The organism is Bacterioplanoides pacificum (assembly GCF_042648445.1).
Classification (GTDB): Bacteria; Pseudomonadota; Gammaproteobacteria; order Pseudomonadales; family Oceanobacteraceae; genus Bacterioplanoides; species Bacterioplanoides pacificum.
Map to the genome: position 1 here is coordinate 513,212 of NZ_JBHRYB010000005.1, position 18,141 is coordinate 531,352.

The window sequence follows — 18,141 nt, forward strand, 5'->3', positions numbered from 1 at the left end:
CCCGGGAGCTGCTATGATCAGACGCTGTTCGCTGTCGGGGGTGATGTTGTTATCACTCCTGCTGTTTTTATCCTCACTATTTCCCTTTTCTGTTTACGCAGAAGATGCTGTCGTCAAGCCTGCTGATGTTCGTGTCATTATTGATATTTCCGGCAGTATGAAGCAATCCGATCCGGATAACCTGCGTATCCCTGCACTGAATCTGTTGGTTGAACTGTTGCCGGATGGTTCGCAGGCAGGTGTCTGGACGTTTGGTCGTTATGTCAATATGTTGGTGCCGCTGGCGACGGTTAACCCGGCTTGGCGTCAGCAGGCAAAACAAGCTGCGACTGAAATCAATTCCGTCGGCTTGCAGACTAACCTGACAGAGGCGATGGAAAAGGCAAGCTGGAAGATCAAGCCTGACAGTGGCTTTGATCAAAGCGTCATTCTGCTGACGGATGGCAAGATTGATATGCGCCGTGCCGGCGTGGCGGCGGATATTAATGACCAGCAGCGGCAGCGTCTGTTGACCGAGGTATTGCCTTCTTATATCGAGGCCGGAGCGCGGGTTCATACCGTAGCCTTGTCAGATGCAGCTGATGAAAAAATGCTGCAACAAATTGCTCTGGAAACCGGTGGTTTATTTATTAAGGCGGATAACGCCGACGATTTATTAAAAGCCTTTCTTAAAGCATTTGATCGTGCCGTACCGGCTGAGCAGGTGCCAATGGACGGTAACCGGTTTGATATTGATGACAGTGTGCGTGAATTTACCGCACTGATTTTTCGTAAAGCCGGTGCCGGGGAAACCCGGCTGCAGACGCCGGGCGGGGATGTGATTACTGAAACCGCCAGCCGGCAGCTCGATAATGTTCGCTGGCACCGTGATTTAAATTTTGATCTGATCACGGTGCGTCAGCCTCAGTCAGGTAGTTGGTCGGTTAAGGCGGATATCGATCCGGATAACCGGGTGCAGATTCTCACCGATATGAAGCTGCGGGTGACCGGTCTGCCGGAAACCATTTTTGTGGGTTATCCGATCGATTTAACCATGGCATTAACCGAAAAAGGTGAGGTGATCGCTGCGGCAGAAATTCTCAGCCTGACCGATGTGTCGCTGAAAGTCACAGCGCCCGATGGCCGCACCGGCAGTAAATTATTATCCGACCCGGAGGTGTTGCCAGAGGATGGTGTGTTCCGGGAATCCCTGACCCGGTTATCGCAACAGGGTGAATATCAGATCGAGGTACTGGCTCAGGGGCGTACTTTTAAGCGTAAGCAGGTGTTAACGACCCGTTTAATGGAGCCTATGGCGGTTGCGGTGACACCGGATGTGGCGCAGCAACAACTGGCGGTTCGGGTCAGTCCTCAGGTGGAGCATATTGATACTGCTTTATCCCGCGTGATTGCGCGGATAACCAGTCCCGACGGCAGTTCGGTTATCCAGTCGATGGAATTTGACGCCCGGCAGAACAGCTGGCTGTTGCTGTTGGACGGTGAGAAAGGGCCGGGTCAATATGACATTTTACTGAATATTCGTGGTGTTACTGCCAATGGCAGTACCTTTAAAACCAAGCCGGAAAACATTGTGGCGGAATTTCCGCTGACGTTGCCGGGGGAAGCGCAGCCGCAGGTCCGTGAAGCTGCGCCGTTATTGGCGGACGAGGTTGCAGAACCGGCTGCGGATAACGTCGCGACTGATGCTGCGGTTGAAGAAAATATCGCCGCCGAGCCAGAAAATGAGGCGCGGTCAGAGCCTGAGGTTGAAGCGTCGGCAGATACAGAAAAAGCCGGCGAAGAGGAATCGATTACGCCGGATCTGGCGGAAAAATATCAGCAGCAGGAAGCCGGGCAGCAGAGCGAAGAAAATGATGAAGATGTCTCAGGGGAGCCTGCAACGGAGGGCGTTGCCTGGTGGATTTATCTGCTGCTGGCGGTTGGTAATCTGGCGGTATTTGGCGGCGTTGGTTATTGGTGGTTTGCCAGACGCAAAGCGCTGCCGGGCCAGGCCGCAGCCGGTCAGTCGGAACACCGTTTACCACCGGACCTGGAGGTGAATGATCTGGATGAAGAGGACTTTTCTGGTGATTTTGATGCCTTTGATGATGACTCAGAAGAAGAAATTCCGGCTAAGCCGGGTCCTGCTCCGGCTATGGGTGGCGGGGCCGATGATGGTCTGAGCCTGGATGATGATTTTGCTATCGACCCGGATGACGGTGATGCCGACATGCGCGAAGACTGGGGTGAGTTTGATGATCCGGAGGAGGGCGATAAAAACACCTGAGCCATGCCAATGCGCCGCTTCCGCGGCGCGAATACCTTGCTGATCGGCAAGGGCCTCCTTATACTTCCGGCCTGTTTTATCAAGTGACGACCCGTTAATTACAGAGCCAGAGGTTGATATGAAGTTTCAGGGGACTGAAGAATACGTTGCAACGCCCGAATTGCGGATGGCCGTAAATGCTGCCATTACGCTGCAGCGCCCGCTGTTGCTGAAAGGCGAGCCGGGTACCGGGAAAACGATGCTGGCGGAGCAGCTGGCGAAATCTCTGGATACCGAACTGATTCAGTGGCACATCAAAAGTACCACCAAAGCCCATCAGGGGTTATACGAATACGATGCCGTGTCCCGTCTGCGCGATTCGCAGCTGGGTGTCGATAAAGTTCACGACATTAAAAACTATATTGTTAAAGGCAAATTGTGGGAAGCGTTCACCGCGGATAAGCCGGTGGTGTTGCTGATTGATGAAATCGATAAGGCCGATATCGAATTTCCCAATGATTTGCTGCTGGAACTCGATAAAATGGAGTTCTACTGCTACGAAACACAAGAGCGGATTGTTGCGAAACACCGCCCGATTATCCTGATTACCAGTAACAACGAAAAAGAATTACCCGATGCATTCCTGCGTCGTTGTTTCTTCCATTACATCGACTTCCCGGATGCCGAAACGATGAAAGACATCGTTGAAGTGCATTATCCGGGCATCCGTAATGAGCTGGTTGCGGAAGCCATGGACGTCTTTTTTGATGTGCGTAAAGTACCAGGACTGAAGAAGAAGCCATCCACGTCGGAGCTGATCGACTGGCTGAAACTGCTGATGGCCGATGACATCGGCGTTGAAATGTTGCGCAATAAAGACAGCAGTAAAGCTATTCCACCGATGTACGGAGCGCTGGTGAAAAACGAGCAGGATGTCCAGTTGCTGGAAAAACTCGCATTTATGAGCCGTCGCAAAGGCTGAGTGAGCCAACCTTATGCTGATTGATTTTTTTCAGACCGTTCGTCGCGCTAAAGTGCCGTGCTCAATCCGGGAATATCTGGATCTTGTGGCGGCGGTACAGGCGCATGTCGCTTTTGCCGATCTCGATGAGTTCTATGCACTGGCCAAGCTGGTGCTGGTGAAAGACGAAAAGCATTACGATAAATTCGATAAAGCGTTCGGGCATTATTTTGAAGGTCTGGATGCGGTTGAATTGCTCAGTGAAGAAGCGAATATCCCGCAGGACTGGATGCGCAAAGAGTTCGAACGCATGCTGACTGAAGAACAGATGGCACAGATCGAAGCGCTGGGCGGCCTTGATAAGTTGATGGAAGAATTCCAGAAACGGCTGGAGGAGCAGGAGAAGCGCCATCAGGGTGGCAATAAAATGATTGGCACCGGTGGCACATCACCTTTCGGTGCGAATGGCTATAACCCTGAGGGTATCCGGATTGAGCAGGGCCGTTCCCGTCATAAAAAAGCGGCTAAGGTCTGGGAGCAGCGCAACTACCGTGATCTGGATGACAGTATCGATCTGGGTATCCGTAACGTTAAAGTGGCGTTGCGGCGGTTGCGTAAGTTTGCTCGTCAGGGCGCGGCAGAAGAGCTTGATCTGGGTGATACCATCGCTTCAACCGCCCGGAATGCCGGCTTCCTGGATATTAAAATGGTGCCTGAGCGCCATAACGCCGTTAAGGTGCTGCTGTTTTTTGATATTGGCGGCACCATGGACCCGTTTGTGCGGGTGTGTGAGGAACTGTTTTCGGCAGCGCGTACCGAGTTCAAGCATATGGAAACCTTTTATTTCCATAATTGCCTGTATGAGTCGGTCTGGAAGAATAACATTCGGCGTATTAACGAGCGTACGGAAACCTGGGATATTCTGCGTAAATACGGTCCGGAATATAAAGTTATTTTTGTCGGTGATGCCATGATGGCACCTTATGAGGTGACACACGTCGGTGGCAGTGTTGAGCACTGGAACGAAGAGCCCGGCGCTGTCTGGCTGCAGCGTATGGCCGATCAGTACGATAAGCTGGTGTGGCTGAATCCGGCGCCGGAAGGGCATTGGGGTCAGGGAGGCTCGTTAGGTGCAATCCGGCAAATCGTCAATGATAAGATGTACCCGCTGACCATTTCCGGACTGGAAGATGCGATGCGTTATCTGAGCAAATAACCGCCCGGATAGCTGACAGGTACGATGGTGCCAATTGAGCTTTGTCGCACTTTGTTGCACAATGCGCTTTCAGGCAAGGATGCCCGGATAACTACAAAAAAGAAAAGGGCGAAAGACCTATGTTGGTCCTGGGGGATATGCGGAAGTACCGATCGCTGATGCGGCTGTGGCTTTCCTTCATTTTATTGGTCTGCTGGTACTCACCACTGGCGGCTGAAAGTCTGATACTGCTGCGCAAAGGGCCTGGCAGTGCATTTCCTGTGGTATTTGAAATACCGGCAGATCACCGCTTGACGCCGGTTCGTATTCAGGGTGACTGGGTCCTGCTGTCTGATGAATTACGTCAGGGCTGGGCACATCAGGATTCTCTCGCAATCACTCAGCAACTCACGCCTGCCCGTCTGTGGTTAATCCGTGAATCCCGGCAATTATCCGATTGGCAACTGCAGCTTGGACTGGATTCACAGCAGGCATTGTTAACCGGCATTCGTTTTCCCTGGCAACAACATTCTCTGGCACTGCGCTTCAGTCATAGTGCTGCTGAGTCGTCCTGGCAATCACTCGAACTGGCTGGCGAAACCGATCTTGGACGCTCCGATTGGCGTGCCGGTATAGCACTTGGGCTGGGCCATAACGACCGTGGTCACGATCGCTGGCATAACGATGCCAGGGAGCAGACAACCGCGTTGATCAGCGCCAACCTCGACTGGCAGCGCCAGATTAATAAACAACTGGCTGTTCTGGTACGGCTGAAAAGCGAACAGGCGGTGTCCGGCAACTCGGCCAATCACAACAGCCTGGCTCTGGTGTGGAATCTGAAGTTATGAAGTGGTTTACAGCATTCTGGTTGTCTTTGCTGGCGGTGTCTGTCAGTGCTGAAACAACCGACATTTATCAACCTGACAGTCTGGTGGCCGGTGTCACTGAACAGCAGGATATCAGTCGGCGGCTGGGGAGCTGGGGCGTGGGCGTGGGCCAGGTGGCCCGTGAACGGTTACCGGCGATGAACCAGTTCAATGTGTCGGGGCGTTATTTTGCCGGGGAGCGCTGGTATGTACTGGCTGGCCTGCAATTGTCGGAATTCAGTGATGAGCTGATCACGGCTGACAATGGCGAGGTGTTGGTGAAAAAAGATGTTACCGCTGTCACTGCGACCACCGGGCTGGGGTACCAGTTGATGCAGGGCAGTGCCAGCTTCAGTGGCAATAGCACCTACCCCTGGCAGCTGGGAACCGAGGCCTATGTTGGTGAGCAGTATACCGGGGACAGCAGTGGCCGTTATCTGGGAATTGGCATCAGCTGGCAGCTGCTGGTGGATGATTATTGGCTGGCGCTGGAATGGAAGTCGTTCCAGGTTGACGACAAGGCATTACAACAGGCCGATATCGATAAGGGGATGCAATGGGGCATATCGTTCGGTTCGTTTTACTGATCGCCCTGGCGCTGCCATTGCAGGCGCAGCCAACGATCTCACCGGGGCAGTTATTGCCGGACTTTTCCCTGCCCGCAGTGAATGGTTTTGGTCAGCGACTGGCGGAACAGCGCGGACAGGCTGTGATGCTGATCTGGCTGGGAGACTGTGACGCCTGTCATGAACAGCTGGCGGCGTATCAGTTGCTGGCCGAAGGACGTATTAACGAGGGCCTGGTCAGCTGGTTTGTGTGGACTCCGGCGGCGGGTCAACAGCCGCCAAACATGCGGTTGCCGGTGTTAATTTCACAGCCGCGCTGGCGCACTGGCTGGGCGTTTGAGCCGCGTCCGGCGGTGATGCTGATTAATGCCGACGGTGTACTCGACCATTTAATCCTGGGAGATCTTGATGACAATTACTCCCGGGTTGAGCAACGTCTCAGCCGCTGGCTGACGAAAAATAACCAATGACAACTGAATACTCTGGCGCAGCGTTAGCTGGCCATTTTCAGCGCCGGGCGATGACGGCGCAGTGGAGAAAAAAATGACAACCCTGATACGCTGTTTTGTTGCCATCTTGTTGCTGGGTTCTGTTTATACAACGGCTGAAGAAGCACGGCTGGGGCAGGATATTGAAGCGGTGAAACGTTCGGTGCTGGAACTGAATCAGCAGTTGTACGCACTGGAAGAAGACTTATTAAGCCCGGCGACCACCCGTGCGGCATTTTATTTTTCGCTGTCTCATGGTGAGTTTTTTGAACCGTTATCGATTGAAATTAAAGCCAGCGGTATGCAGCCGGTTCAGCATATCTATACCGAACGCCAGGTAACCGCGCTGCGTATGGGCGCGGTGCAGCCGCTGGCGCAGCTGAATATGGGGCCGGGAAAACACGATTTACACGTATTGGTTCGTGGCGTTGATCAGCTTGGGCAGCAACGGCAGCTGGTGATTCGTGAGCAGGTTGAAAAAACCGAACAGCCATTGATGCTGGAGGTGGTGGTATCGGACCAGCCTGAGCTCAGCAGCGCCAAAGCACAGTTGCAGCGCTGGTAACTGGCTGTGGCAAAGCGAATGTTGCTCTTTTTTAAGCGCTGCTTTAGCAGCCCTCTGTGGCTGGCTGAACGTCTGCCTGTGGTGTCGGTGGTGTCGGTGGTGTCGGTGGTGTCGGTGTTGTCGGTGTTGTCGGTGTTGTTGCTGTGCCTGGCCTCGTTGCCGGCTACCGCTCAGTCAGCGCAGGCCGACGCGGCTCAACCTGCGATCAGTAGTGCACAGCCCCGTTTGTTGCGTGGCGCCTTTTATTTTTATTACCTCGATAATAACTACCACCAGGCGTTGCAGGCATTACATCGCTGGCGGACTGCGGTGCCCGCTACCGCCGCTGAAACCCGCATTATGGAAGCGGCGATTTACCTGGCGTTAGGACTCGACTCCCGGGCTCTGGAGTTGTACCAGCAGGTGGAGCAGCAGGGTGATCCTGCCAGTGGTGATGCCTGGTTTCATCTGGCGCGGCGCTGGCAGGAAAATGCCAACTGGCCACAGGCATTGGCCAGTATTCAGCGCGCTTTGTCCCATGATGACAGTCTGTCAGCCGTTAACCGTCAGCAGGCATTGTTCATTTTCAGTACCAGCTACGCCAAGCTGGACAAGCTGGCCGAAGCCCAGCAGGTGCTGGAGATGATGGTTGATGATGATATCTGGACCGGCCTGGCGCGTTATAACTGGATGATCGCTGCTATGCGCCTTAATGCCCGCAGTCGCGATCTGGAAAAACTGGTTGAGGCGGCGGTGTTCTATCTGTCGGAAGAGGATTACGAAAGCAAAGCGTTACGTGACCGGATTCTGTTAGTGGCTGGTATCTATGCCTTGGAAACCGGTAAACATCGTCGCGCTGAGGCCTATTTCAAGGAGATCAGTCAGGACAGCGTGTTTACGGCACCGGCCTTGCTGCATTACGGCTGGGCGCTGGTCGAGCAATGGAAATACCAGCAGGCGATGCAGCCGTGGCGGATATTGCAGCAAAAATACAATGATTTTCATCCGGCGGTGATTGAATCGTTATTGGGTGTGCCGCATGCGCTGGAATTATTAAATGCCACAACCCAGTCGCTGAAAACCTACGAGATGGTTGAGCAAAGGTTGATGAACATGCGCCAGCAGATCGCCACGCTGAATGATGATGAACATACCGCTGCCTGGCTGGACCGCTGGTTAGAGCAACAACAGGGGCAGCCCTGGGGCTGGATGACGGCAACGCTGACGGATATGCCGGATTCAACGCTCAGTCGTATGATGCAATCCATGCTGGATGACGGTGCATTTAATCAGCAACTGGCTCAGCTGAGCGATCTGAATCGGCTGAAGCAGCAACTGCAACAGCAACAGCAGGACCTGCAGCTGTGGCAGCAGGTGATTCACCAGCGTCAGCAACATCTGCAGCAATTATCCGGTGATCAGCGTTTGCAGCAACTGGAGCAACGTTATCAGTCACTGCTCCGGCAGGTGCAGGGCATGCAGCAATTACTGCATCAAGAAGATCAGAAGGTGTTTGCTTTCGCCTCCGATCATGACCAGCGTAATGTCGAACGATTGTCGGCGGTGGTACCATTGGTAACATCGCTGCAGCAGGTTGCTGATCCAACACGAGAACTGAGCCGTTACAAAGAGCGCTGGCGCCGGGTGCGTGGCCTGCAATTATGGCAGGTGTATGAAACAAAACCTCAGCGGCGCTGGCATATCCGCCAGGGGTATCAGCAGTTGCGGATCAGTGGTCAGCAGTTGCAGCAACAGCTGAACAACAGTCGGCTGGCATTGCAGTGGGCCGACAGCAGTTGGCATGGTTTCCCTCAGCGTATCCGTCAGGCAGATGCGCGGCTGGCTGTTGTGCTGGAACAGGTCGATGGTTTGTATCACCAGCAACGGCAGAATTTACGTCATGACGTTGATAACTACCTGCAGGCACTGGACCAGCGGCTGACTGATTATCTGGCGCAGACACGTTTGTCGATTGCGCGCTTATACGATGACGCGCTGCAACAGCATGTCACCGCTGGAGGTGAACATGAATAAACTGATCCGGCTGACGGCCTCGCTGGTATTGCTGTTGTTATCCGGTTGTGCCTTGTTTCAGGAACCGGCAGAGCAACAGCTCAGGTTGGAAAACATCCAGGAAATGAAAATCAGGCTGATGACCAACGATACGCTGGAGGTTAGCCATGACGAGGTGATTGAGCGTTATCAGGGTTATCTGGCGGTGTCGGCAGAGGCGGAAATGCGCATTCGTGTTGCTCACCGGATTGCCAGCCTGAAGTTGCAATCTGAAGAGGTTGCCCAGGAGAGACTCGAGGCCGCGCGTGATGCATTGGATAATTCCGGGGGACAAACGGATGAACAACAGCGCCACAACCTGGCAGAACTGCAGGCTGCGGAACTGGCTCTGGAGCAACAGACCAGCAGCGAAGAACGCAGCATGGCGCGGGCGTCGATTAACGATTATGAAGCTCTGCTGAAACAATACCCGGATCGTCTCGATAACGATGCGGTGTTATATCAGCTGGCAAAGGCCTATACCATTACGGCTCAGCCTTATCAGGCGATTGCCGTGCTGGAAGAGCTGACCCGACGTTTTCCGCGTTCGGTCTATTACCTCGAAGCGGAATTTCGTTCCGGCCAGATGCTGTACGCCGCCGGAGATTATCAAGCCGCAGCCGATGCCTATCAGCGCCTGATAGAACGCGGCCGTGATGATAATCCCTATTACGTCAGTGCCGGTTATTTAAAAGGCTGGTCCCTGTTTAAACTGGAGCAGAATGAAGCGGCGTTGTTGGCTTTTACCCGGGTGATGGACGAAGAGTATCCGGACGTTGCTACACTGGAATCCGCCAAAGGTGGTGAACAGGAAATGTTGCAGGATATTTTACGGGTGATGGCACTGATTTTTGATTATCAGGGCGACTGGCAACAAATCGCTGTGTTTTTTGATCAGTACGGTAAACGGCATTATGAATACCTGATTTACGATCAGCTGGCGAGTCAGTATTACGACAAAAAATATTATAAGTCCGGCGCCTCTGCTTTGCGCGCCTTTGTGCTGCGATACCCACAGGATCATCGTGCGCCAGCGTATTATCAGCGCTTGGTTGAAGGGTATAAAACCGCCCGTTATCCCACCTTATTGCGTAAACATAAAACCATTTATATTCAGCGTTTTGGCGTTGGCAGTGATTACTGGAACAGCCACGGCGAGCATGTGAGGGAAACTATCCGCCGACCGCTGGCCGGTTACATTTGGGATCTGGCCAGTTTTCATCATGCCTGGGGGCAGCGATCGAAAAAACGCAGTGACAAACTCGAACGCCTTGGTATCGCTGCGCGCTGGTATCAGGAATATGTGCGTAGCTTCCCGCTGGCAGATGATACGGTTAAAGCCCACTTTCTGCTGGCCGAAGTCGCCGCCGAATTACGAGATTATGAGCTGGCTAAAAATAACTACGAAATTGTCGCTTACCAGTATCCGGATTATGAGCAGGCAGCCGAAGCCGGCTACGCGGCAATTCTGGCGTACAACCGGTTTAAACCCGGTGTGGCAGAAGCTCCGGTCTGGCGTCAGCTGACGGTTGCCAGTGCGATGCGCTTTGTGCAGGAATTTCCTCAGGATTCGCGCCGCGGCACTGTGCTGGTGAATACCGCAGAAATGTTACTGAAGGATAAATATTACCCGCAGGCATTATCGACCTCACGGCTGGCCTGGCAGGCGAAAGGTGAGCTGCCACAACGTTATAAATACGGCGCGGCTCTGGTGCGTGGTCATGCCAGTTTTGAGCTGCAACAGTACGCTGAATCTGAAATGGCCTTGCTGGAAGCCAGTCGCTATCAGAAGCTGAGCGCCAAAAAACGCCGTGAGCTGCGCGAAAAAGTAGCCGCTGCAATTTATAAGCAAGGTGAGGTGGCGAAACAAGCCGGTGATGCCACTACCGCGGTCATACACTGGCGGCGTTTAGCAGAGGTGATACCGGAAAGTAATACCCGGATTAACGCCGAATACGATGCCGCTACGATTCTGATGGAAACCGGGGATTACGATCAGGCGATCGAAGTATTATTACAGTTCCGCCAGGATTATCCGGCACATAAACTGGTTGCCGATATCCCCAGTAAGCTGATTATTGCTTACGAAGAAAAAGGTGACTGGCGCAACGCTGCGTTTGAACTGCAAACCATCTGGAAAATCAGTAAAAAAGCCGATGAACAACGCATCGCCTGTTTCCAATCTGCCGAATATTTCGAAAAGGCCGGTGATCAGGATAATGCCATCGTGATGTATAAGCGATATGCGCATTCTTACAAACGGCCGTTTGATGCTGCGGTTGAAGCGCATTTTAAACTCGACCAGATTTACGCCAGCCGTGGCGATGAAGAAAAGCGCCGTTTCTGGCTGGCTAAAATCATTGCGCTCAATGCCAAAGCGAATGATCAGCAAACAGACCGTTCTAAATACCTGGCGGCCAAAGCCGCTTATGAACTGGGTGAGTTTGAACGACTGGCGTTCGAAAAAGTAAACTTAACATTGCCGCTGGATCGCAGTGTGACGCGCAAAAATACGTTTATGCAGGCGGCGTTAAAGCGTTATACCCAAGCGGTGCAACTGGGCGTACTGGAGTACACCACGTCATCAACTTTCCGCATCGGTGAGTTGTATAAACAGCTGGCGCAGGGGTTGATGAATTCAGAACGGCCCGCCGGTATGGATGAACTGGAACTGGAAGAATATCAGTTTCTGTTGGAAGATCAGGCCTTTCCGCTGGAAGAAGCGGCGATTAATGTTCACCAGACCAATATCGGTCGTACTTACGACGGCTTATACGACAGCTGGGTTAAACGCAGCTTCTCAGCAATGGCTGAATTAATGCCCGGGCAATATAACAAACAGGAGAGGGCGGTGAGTTATGTCGAACAAATTCGCTGATAACCAACGGTGTTTTTCTCTGACCGCCCGGCTGAAACCCTGGTTTAGCGGGTTGCTGATACTGTTTTTAACGGGGTGTTCATTATTTCAGCCGAAACCGGAAATTATCGATCAGGGGCCGGCGGAAAAGACGCTGCCGGAGCCGTTGGTGGAGCGCTACAATGAGGGACTCGAACTGTTACAGCAGGCCGCTGCTGAAGAAGACTCCGGCGAACAGCAGCACCAGCACCAGGCGGCAGCCGATTTCTGGCAGGCACTGAGCCAGCAATATCCGCAATACCCTGGTGTCTGGAGCAACCTGGCATTGAGTCACTATCGGCTTGGAAACTATGATGCCAGCCTGGAAAATCTGGTCCGTGCTCATGACATCGATGCGGAATTTTGTCCGGCGTTTAAATTAAAAGCGCTGGTTCAGCGTCAGCTGGGAAAGTTCAGCGATGCGGAAAACAGCTATCTGGCGGCGGCAGAGTGTGCGCCGGAGGATGCTGATATTCCTTATAATCTTGGCATCCTGTACGACCTCTACCTGAACGATCTGGAAAAAGCCCTGGTGCAATATCGTAAAGCACAAAGCCTCATCAGCGGGGAAGATGCGATGTTGGCGATCTGGATTCCGGATCTTGAACGGCGCAGTGGTGTAGCGGCTGATAATCAGCAGGTGGCAGGTGAATAATATGATCTGGCGATTGTTACTCTTGATATTATTTTCGCTGCCAGCGGGTGCGGCAGAAGATAACGTTGTGCGCTTGGAAGGCATTGCCATTCAGGGTAACAGCGAGGAGCCTCATGTTGTGTATATTACTCCCTGGCGGCCACCACCTGGGACCGGACGCTTATATCAGCCGATTTACAGTTATCGCGAACACTGGATGAAAACCATTGATCGCAATAGTCTGGGCAGGGAGTTACGATACGGCGAACGCTATTTGCCTAAGCAGGTTAATAGCGATCGATTACAACAATTAACCGGCCAGGCCGGAAAATAATAAAAACGGTTAAATCTTGTTCAATGGCCTGAGGCTTATGGCTAATACGTTGGACAAGTGTTTTTTCATCACGAAAATAGTGGTTAAATCATCCCGCTCAGGGCTGTATTTAGCCCGGATTGACTCTGACAATGAAAAAAGCGATTAAAAGCGCTAGGGGGAAGTATTAATGGAAACTGTTGTACGTTTTTTCCAGGAAGGGGGTACTTTTATGTACCCGATTGCAATCATTATGGCGATTGGCCTGGCGATTGCCTTTGAACGTCTGTTCTTTTTAATGAATCAGAAGTCCAGTAACCGTCAGGCGTTCGACGATATGCTGCCGATGTTGCAAAAGCGTGATTTACGGGCAGCGTTAAACTACGCCAATTCCTCTGATACTAAGATCGGTAATATTTTTTCTGCGGCTATCGCCCGTATTCCTAACAGCCAGCGACGTGAAGAAATTGAATACGCGCTGGAAGAAGGCCTGATGGAAGCCATTCCGCAGCTGGAAAAACGCACACAGTACGTATCCACACTGGCTAATATCGCCACTCTGATGGGGCTGCTGGGCACCATTATGGGCCTGATTGCGGCATTTACTGCCGTGGCAAATGCGGCTCCGGCCGAAAAGGCAACATTATTATCTCAGTCTATTTCGGTGGCGATGAACACCACGGCATTTGGTTTGATGGCGGCTATTCCGCTGTTGCTGTTGCACAGCTTTCTGCAAACCAAAACCAACGAAATTGTTGATAGCATTGAGATGGCCGGGGTGAAATTCCTCAATATCATCACAGAACGCAAGCCGGGTCAGAACGACAAAAATAACGCAGCCTGATAGTTGAGCAGTTACATGAGACGCCATAAACGACCACAAGAAGAGGCGGAGCTCAACGTAACATCCTTTATGAATTTGATGATTGTACTGGTACCTGTGTTGTTGATGAACATGGTGTTCTCGCAGGTGGCGGTGCTGGATCTTAAATTGCCGAAAGGGGACCAGCCTGGTCTGGTAAACCCTGAGGATGTGACGCTTGATGTGACCATTCGGGCTGATGGGTTTGTTGTATCACGAACGTATCAGGAGCAGACCGAAGCACTGGCCACTCTGCCGAAAAAAGCCAATAACTATGACTACGAGGGGCTGTCGCGCACCTTGCAGGACATAAAAAAGAATCCGGTTTTTAAAGAGAAAACCGATATCAGTTTATTGTCAGAAGCGAATGTTGATTATCAGACGCTGGTGACTGTTATGGACACCGTGCGCCGTTATCCGGCCGTTGTTGCGGCATCCCTGGTCGATGCCACCCTGTTTCCGGATATTTCGCTCGGTGATGCGGCCGAACTGAACGCTCAGGCCAGTGCGGAGGTGACACCATGAAGATGTCTCGCCGTGCAAAGCGTATGCAGCGTAATCATAAGCGCAATAAAAATGGCGGTACCCTGAACCTGACGGCCTTGATGGATATTTTCACCATTCTGGTGTTTTTCCTGATGGTGAATCAGTCAGAAGTTGAGGTGCAGAACAGCGATGATATTAAGTTACCTGTTTCGGTTTCGGAAAATAAACCCGAAGAGCAGGTGACCATTATGGTCAGTGATCAGCAGATTCTGGTGCAGGGCCGGATGGTTGTATCAACCGAGGTTGCACGTCAGCAAACGGGAGAACAGCTGCCGTTACTGAAAAAAGAACTGGATTATCTGGCAAGTCGTTCACCATTAACCCCGGAACAACAGCAGGACGGACGGCCGATCACCATTATGGGGGATAAAAACATCCCTTATACCTTGCTGAAAAAGGTGATGAATACCAGTGCCAAAGCCGGGTTTAATAATATTTCCCTGGCGGTGGAGCAGAAGCAACCACAGCAACAACCAGCACTACAAGGAGGCGCCTGATATGACGGTTTATTATCGTGCGCCGGAGTTACCCTGGAACGATGGTGGCCAGCAGAACCGCTTTTTCGCCATTCTCCTTGGACTGCTATTGTTTGTGGTCCTGGTGGGCGTGGCTGTTCCTCTGATTGAGCTACCAGCAAAAGATCGTAAAGAGCTGGAACAATTACCGCCACAACTGGCACGGGTGATTGAGCGCAAGAAAAAAGAGCAGCCGAAACCAAAACCTGTGGTGGAGAAGCCGAAGCCAAAACCTGAGCCCAAGCCTGAGCCTAAACCGGAACCTAAACCTGAGCCCAAAAAGGAAGCGCCGAAACCCAAGCCGAAACCGAAACCCAAGCCGGAAAAAAAGCCGAAGATAGAGGCGCCTAAGGAAAAACGTGACGCGGCCAAACAAAAGGCACGCGAGGCGGTAGGCGAAAAAACCCTGTCTACGCTGAGCAACATTACCAGTCAGGTACCGATTGCTGCGTTAAATACCAGCAGTCAGGGTCTGAATAACGCCGGAGCACAAGCTGTGGCGGTGGGAAGTGTGGTTGACCGGGATGCTGCAAGTCGTGGTTCCGGTGGTGTAGATGTGGCCGCTCTGACCCGTGAAACGGCCGGAGAGAAACTGGGTGATCGTCAGGTGACTGCGGTTGAGCTGAGTGAAGAGCAAGTGGCTGAAACCCAGCAGAGTTCAACCCGGAGTGCGGAGGAACTGCGGCTGGTGCTTGAAAGTAACAAGGTTAAATATGACCGTATTTTCAAGTCGGCATTACGCAAGAATCCAAACCTGAAAGGGTCGGTGACCTTGCGGCTTGAAATTGAGCCAAACGGCAGCGTTTCCAGCTGTAAGGTGGTTAAGAGTGAGCTGAACGACAACAAAGTACACCGCCGTATGGAATCCGCTTGTCGTCGTATGCAGTACAGTAACAATCCTAAGCTGGACAAAACAGTGGCTGAATATCCGGTGGTGTTTAACTAACACAATGCATCGTTTTTAATTGTCTGTTGAAAGGCCTGTACTCATAAAGAGACAGGCTTTTTCTATTTTTAGAGGGAAACGCTGATGGTAACCGATGAGTACCTTGCCAGTTGTGAATTGATAGACTGGAAAACGCCGGCGGTGTTGCACCAGGCCAACCTGCTGGCAGCTGACCTGGTTGATCCAGTCGATATTGCACGGCAGTGTTTTTTGTTTGTGCGAGACCAGATTCAGCACAGTTGGGACGCTCGTCTGGAGCCGGTAACCTGTAGCGCATCTGAAGTGCTGCAACAGGGGCATGGTTTTTGTTATGCCAAAAGCCACTTGTTAGCGGCGTTATTAAGGGCGAACGCTATTCCGGCCGCTTTGTGTTATCAGCGCCTTACCATAACGGACCAGCCGCCTTTTTGTTTGCATGGCTTAAATGCTGCGTATTTTGATTCAACAGGGTGGTACCGGATGGATGCGCGCGGAAATAAGCCCGGCGTGAATGCTCAGTTTTCACCGCCACAGGAGCAGCTGGCATTTGCGATTATTCATCCGCAGGAAGCGGATCTGGTGAGAAATTGGTCTGAACCAATGCCGGAAGTGATTGCGGCAATGCGTGCTGCCGGAAATTCACAACAGCTGGCAGAAAATTTACCGGATGTAGAGGTGTTGCCTTTTTAGTGTCAGCTGAACAACGACACCGCTCGCTCAGGTGTCGTTGTTGCTGAGCGCTGTTATAACCAGCTAATCGCGGATGATATTGGTCGTGCAATTTCTTCGTGGTAGCGGCCTTCCAGCAAATGGCGACGGATTTTCAGTGTCGGAGTTAGTAGGCCGTTATCCGGTGTCCAGGCTTCCTGGACGATTAATAATCCGTCCAATACGGCATGGCTTTCCAGTGAGCGGTTGGTTTTTTCCAGTGTTCGCTCCAGACTGCTGTTGATATGCTCGTGATCATGCTGCTTGGCATCTTCTGCCAGCACCACGAGTGCGATGGGCTGCTTCAGGTTGGTACCGGTGACACACACTTGTTCGATCAGTGGGTTTTCCATCAATTTGGCTTCGATGGGGACCGGAGCAACGTATTTCCCTTTGGCGGTTTTAAATATTTCTTTTAACCGGCCGGTAATTTTTACGTAACCCTCGTTGTCTATTTCACCTTTGTCACCGGTTTTCAGAAAACCATCGTCAGTGAATACCTCTGCGGTTTTATCCGGTTCCAGGTAATATTCCTTCATCAGAAACTCACCGCGTACCTGGATTTCGCCGTCGCTGGCAATGCGCAGCTCCACTCCCGGGTAGGCTTTACCAATGCTGCCGATTTTATCGGCCCGGAACGGGTGGCAATTGGTTCCCAGTGCATTGGTCTCCGACATTCCCCAGGCTTCGGTAATATTGACACCAATACGCTGATACCAGCGAATGGTTGCCGGTGACAGCGGAGCTGAACCGCTGCCAAATACCCGGGCACTGTCGAGTCCGAGTTGCTGGCGGATTTTTTTAGCAACGATTTTATTAATCAGCGGAATACTCAGCAGCGTATTCAGTTTTTTGGGTGGCATTTTAGCCAATACTCCCATCTGGAAGCGGGTCCAGAGGCGCGGTACGGATAAAAACAGCGTCGGCGAAACGGCCTTCAGGTTGTCGACAAAGGTGTCGAGGTTTTCGACAAAAGCTATTTCACAGCCACAATAAAAACTTGAACCTTCAACAACCGTCCGTTCGGTAATGTGTGCCAGGGGCAGGTAACTGAGTGCCCGATCCTGTGTCGTAAAGCCCATGGTGTCGACGAATTGTTGACTGGCAAAGGCATAAGAACCAAAAGTGTTCACCACGCCTTTCGGATTACCAGTACTGCCGGAGGTGTAAATAATGGTCATGGTATCGGTTAAGGCCGGTACCGGGTTACCCGGATGAGGAGGCTGAGCCTGTAATTCAGCCCAGTGATAGTCGAGTTTCAGGTTGTTTTTTTCGATATTCGGGTAGGGGAAACCCAGGCGCTTTACGTGCTCAGGAATTGCATCACACTGGTTGATGGTGTCATCCAGTTTGCCGATAAAAATAGCCTGGCAATTACTGTGGTTTAACACATATTGAATGGTTTCCTGACCAGCCGTGGCATAAATCGGAACGGAAATATGACCTGCCATCATAATAGCCAGATCGGCAATAAACCACTCGGCACAATTCTTCGATAAAATTGCAATATGACTGCCGGGGTCAAAATTCTGCGCGATCAGTGCGCTGGCGAGGCGCCGTACTTGTTGTCCTGTTTCGTACCAGCTGTAGTCATGGAATACACCATCCACCGGTTGCCGCAGGTAAATTGCATCGGGTTGAGTCGTTTCCCAGTGGTATAACATTTCCAGTGGGGTCTTGAGGTGCTGAGTCGTCATAGGATGGCTCCTTGTTATTGTTATGCCGGTTACATTAATGACACTTTTCCTGTCCGTCTGTTAAAAAACGTAATCAGTCATTAACAGCCCGGGTGTTGGCAGTATCGACCCGGCTGCGTGGTGTCTGC

General features: G+C 52.0%; 17 protein-coding genes. 16 read left to right on the forward strand and 1 reads right to left on the reverse strand.

Annotated elements, in window-relative coordinates; all coding sequences use genetic code 11:
* Window positions 1–13 precede the first annotated feature (13 nt).
* The 16 genes from ACFOMG_RS06945 (at window position 14) to ACFOMG_RS07020 (ending at window position 16,298) form a co-directional block, all read left to right on the forward strand.
* A complete protein-coding gene (locus tag ACFOMG_RS06945) occupies window positions 14–2,266 on the forward strand; it encodes a VWA domain-containing protein (RefSeq protein WP_376865636.1) in 2,253 nt (750 codons plus the stop codon).
* A gap of 118 nt (window positions 2,267–2,384) precedes the next feature.
* Window positions 2,385–3,227, forward strand: coding sequence for an AAA family ATPase (locus ACFOMG_RS06950; protein ID WP_376865637.1), 843 nt, complete (start codon window positions 2,385–2,387; stop codon window positions 3,225–3,227).
* Between the two features lie 13 nt (window positions 3,228–3,240).
* Window positions 3,241–4,422 (forward strand): vWA domain-containing protein, encoded by a 1,182-nt coding sequence (locus ACFOMG_RS06955; RefSeq protein WP_376865638.1) that lies wholly within the window; start codon window positions 3,241–3,243, stop codon window positions 4,420–4,422.
* Between the two features lie 137 nt (window positions 4,423–4,559).
* On the forward strand, window positions 4,560–5,249 hold the full coding sequence (locus ACFOMG_RS06960; RefSeq protein WP_376865640.1) for a hypothetical protein: 690 nt from the start codon (window positions 4,560–4,562) through the stop codon (window positions 5,247–5,249).
* On the forward strand, window positions 5,246–5,854 hold the full coding sequence (locus ACFOMG_RS06965) for a hypothetical protein (RefSeq protein ID WP_376865642.1): 609 nt from the start codon (window positions 5,246–5,248) through the stop codon (window positions 5,852–5,854). The genes ACFOMG_RS06960 and ACFOMG_RS06965 overlap by 4 nt, the downstream gene beginning before the upstream one ends.
* Window positions 5,824–6,303 (forward strand): peroxiredoxin family protein, encoded by a 480-nt coding sequence (locus ACFOMG_RS06970; protein ID WP_376865643.1) that lies wholly within the window; start codon window positions 5,824–5,826, stop codon window positions 6,301–6,303. Before ACFOMG_RS06965 ends, ACFOMG_RS06970 begins: the two co-directional genes overlap by 31 nt.
* A gap of 73 nt (window positions 6,304–6,376) precedes the next feature.
* Window positions 6,377–6,886, forward strand: a complete 510-nt coding sequence (locus tag ACFOMG_RS06975) for a hypothetical protein (protein WP_376865644.1) — start codon at window positions 6,377–6,379, stop codon at window positions 6,884–6,886.
* Window positions 6,887–6,904: 18 nt separating this feature from the next.
* The gene (locus tag ACFOMG_RS06980) at window positions 6,905–8,899 is read left to right on the forward strand and encodes a tetratricopeptide repeat protein (protein ID WP_376865646.1); all 1,995 of its coding nucleotides are present in this window, start codon (window positions 6,905–6,907) and stop codon (window positions 8,897–8,899) included.
* Window positions 8,892–11,795: a tol-pal system YbgF family protein gene (locus ACFOMG_RS06985; protein ID WP_376865647.1), complete on the forward strand. Its 2,904-nt coding sequence runs from the start codon at window positions 8,892–8,894 to the stop codon at window positions 11,793–11,795. Before ACFOMG_RS06980 ends, ACFOMG_RS06985 begins: the two co-directional genes overlap by 8 nt.
* Window positions 11,776–12,468: a hypothetical protein gene (locus tag ACFOMG_RS06990; RefSeq protein ID WP_376865648.1), complete on the forward strand. Its 693-nt coding sequence runs from the start codon at window positions 11,776–11,778 to the stop codon at window positions 12,466–12,468. The genes ACFOMG_RS06985 and ACFOMG_RS06990 overlap by 20 nt, the downstream gene beginning before the upstream one ends.
* A gap of 1 nt (window position 12,469) precedes the next feature.
* Window positions 12,470–12,781 carry a hypothetical protein gene (locus tag ACFOMG_RS06995; protein WP_376865650.1) on the forward strand — a complete coding sequence of 104 codons (312 nt, stop codon included), beginning with the start codon at window positions 12,470–12,472 and terminating at the stop codon, window positions 12,779–12,781.
* Window positions 12,782–12,950: 169 nt separating this feature from the next.
* Window positions 12,951–13,604, forward strand: coding sequence for a MotA/TolQ/ExbB proton channel family protein (locus ACFOMG_RS07000; RefSeq protein ID WP_376865651.1), 654 nt, complete (start codon window positions 12,951–12,953; stop codon window positions 13,602–13,604).
* A gap of 15 nt (window positions 13,605–13,619) precedes the next feature.
* Complete coding sequence (locus ACFOMG_RS07005; RefSeq protein ID WP_376865653.1) at window positions 13,620–14,147, forward strand: ExbD/TolR family protein; 528 nt, start codon at window positions 13,620–13,622, stop codon at window positions 14,145–14,147.
* Complete coding sequence (locus tag ACFOMG_RS07010; RefSeq protein ID WP_376865654.1) at window positions 14,144–14,665, forward strand: ExbD/TolR family protein; 522 nt, start codon at window positions 14,144–14,146, stop codon at window positions 14,663–14,665. Before ACFOMG_RS07005 ends, ACFOMG_RS07010 begins: the two co-directional genes overlap by 4 nt.
* Before the next feature lies 1 nt (window position 14,666).
* The gene (locus ACFOMG_RS07015) at window positions 14,667–15,629 is read left to right on the forward strand and encodes an AgmX/PglI C-terminal domain-containing protein (protein WP_376865655.1); all 963 of its coding nucleotides are present in this window, start codon (window positions 14,667–14,669) and stop codon (window positions 15,627–15,629) included.
* Between the two features lie 84 nt (window positions 15,630–15,713).
* A complete protein-coding gene (locus ACFOMG_RS07020; protein ID WP_376865656.1) occupies window positions 15,714–16,298 on the forward strand; it encodes a transglutaminase-like domain-containing protein in 585 nt (194 codons plus the stop codon).
* A gap of 53 nt (window positions 16,299–16,351) precedes the next feature.
* On the opposite strand, the gene ACFOMG_RS07025 is transcribed toward ACFOMG_RS07020, so the two are convergent.
* A complete protein-coding gene (locus ACFOMG_RS07025; RefSeq protein ID WP_376865657.1) occupies window positions 16,352–18,013 on the reverse strand; it encodes an AMP-binding protein in 1,662 nt (553 codons plus the stop codon).
* Between the last annotated feature and the right edge of the window lie 128 nt (window positions 18,014–18,141).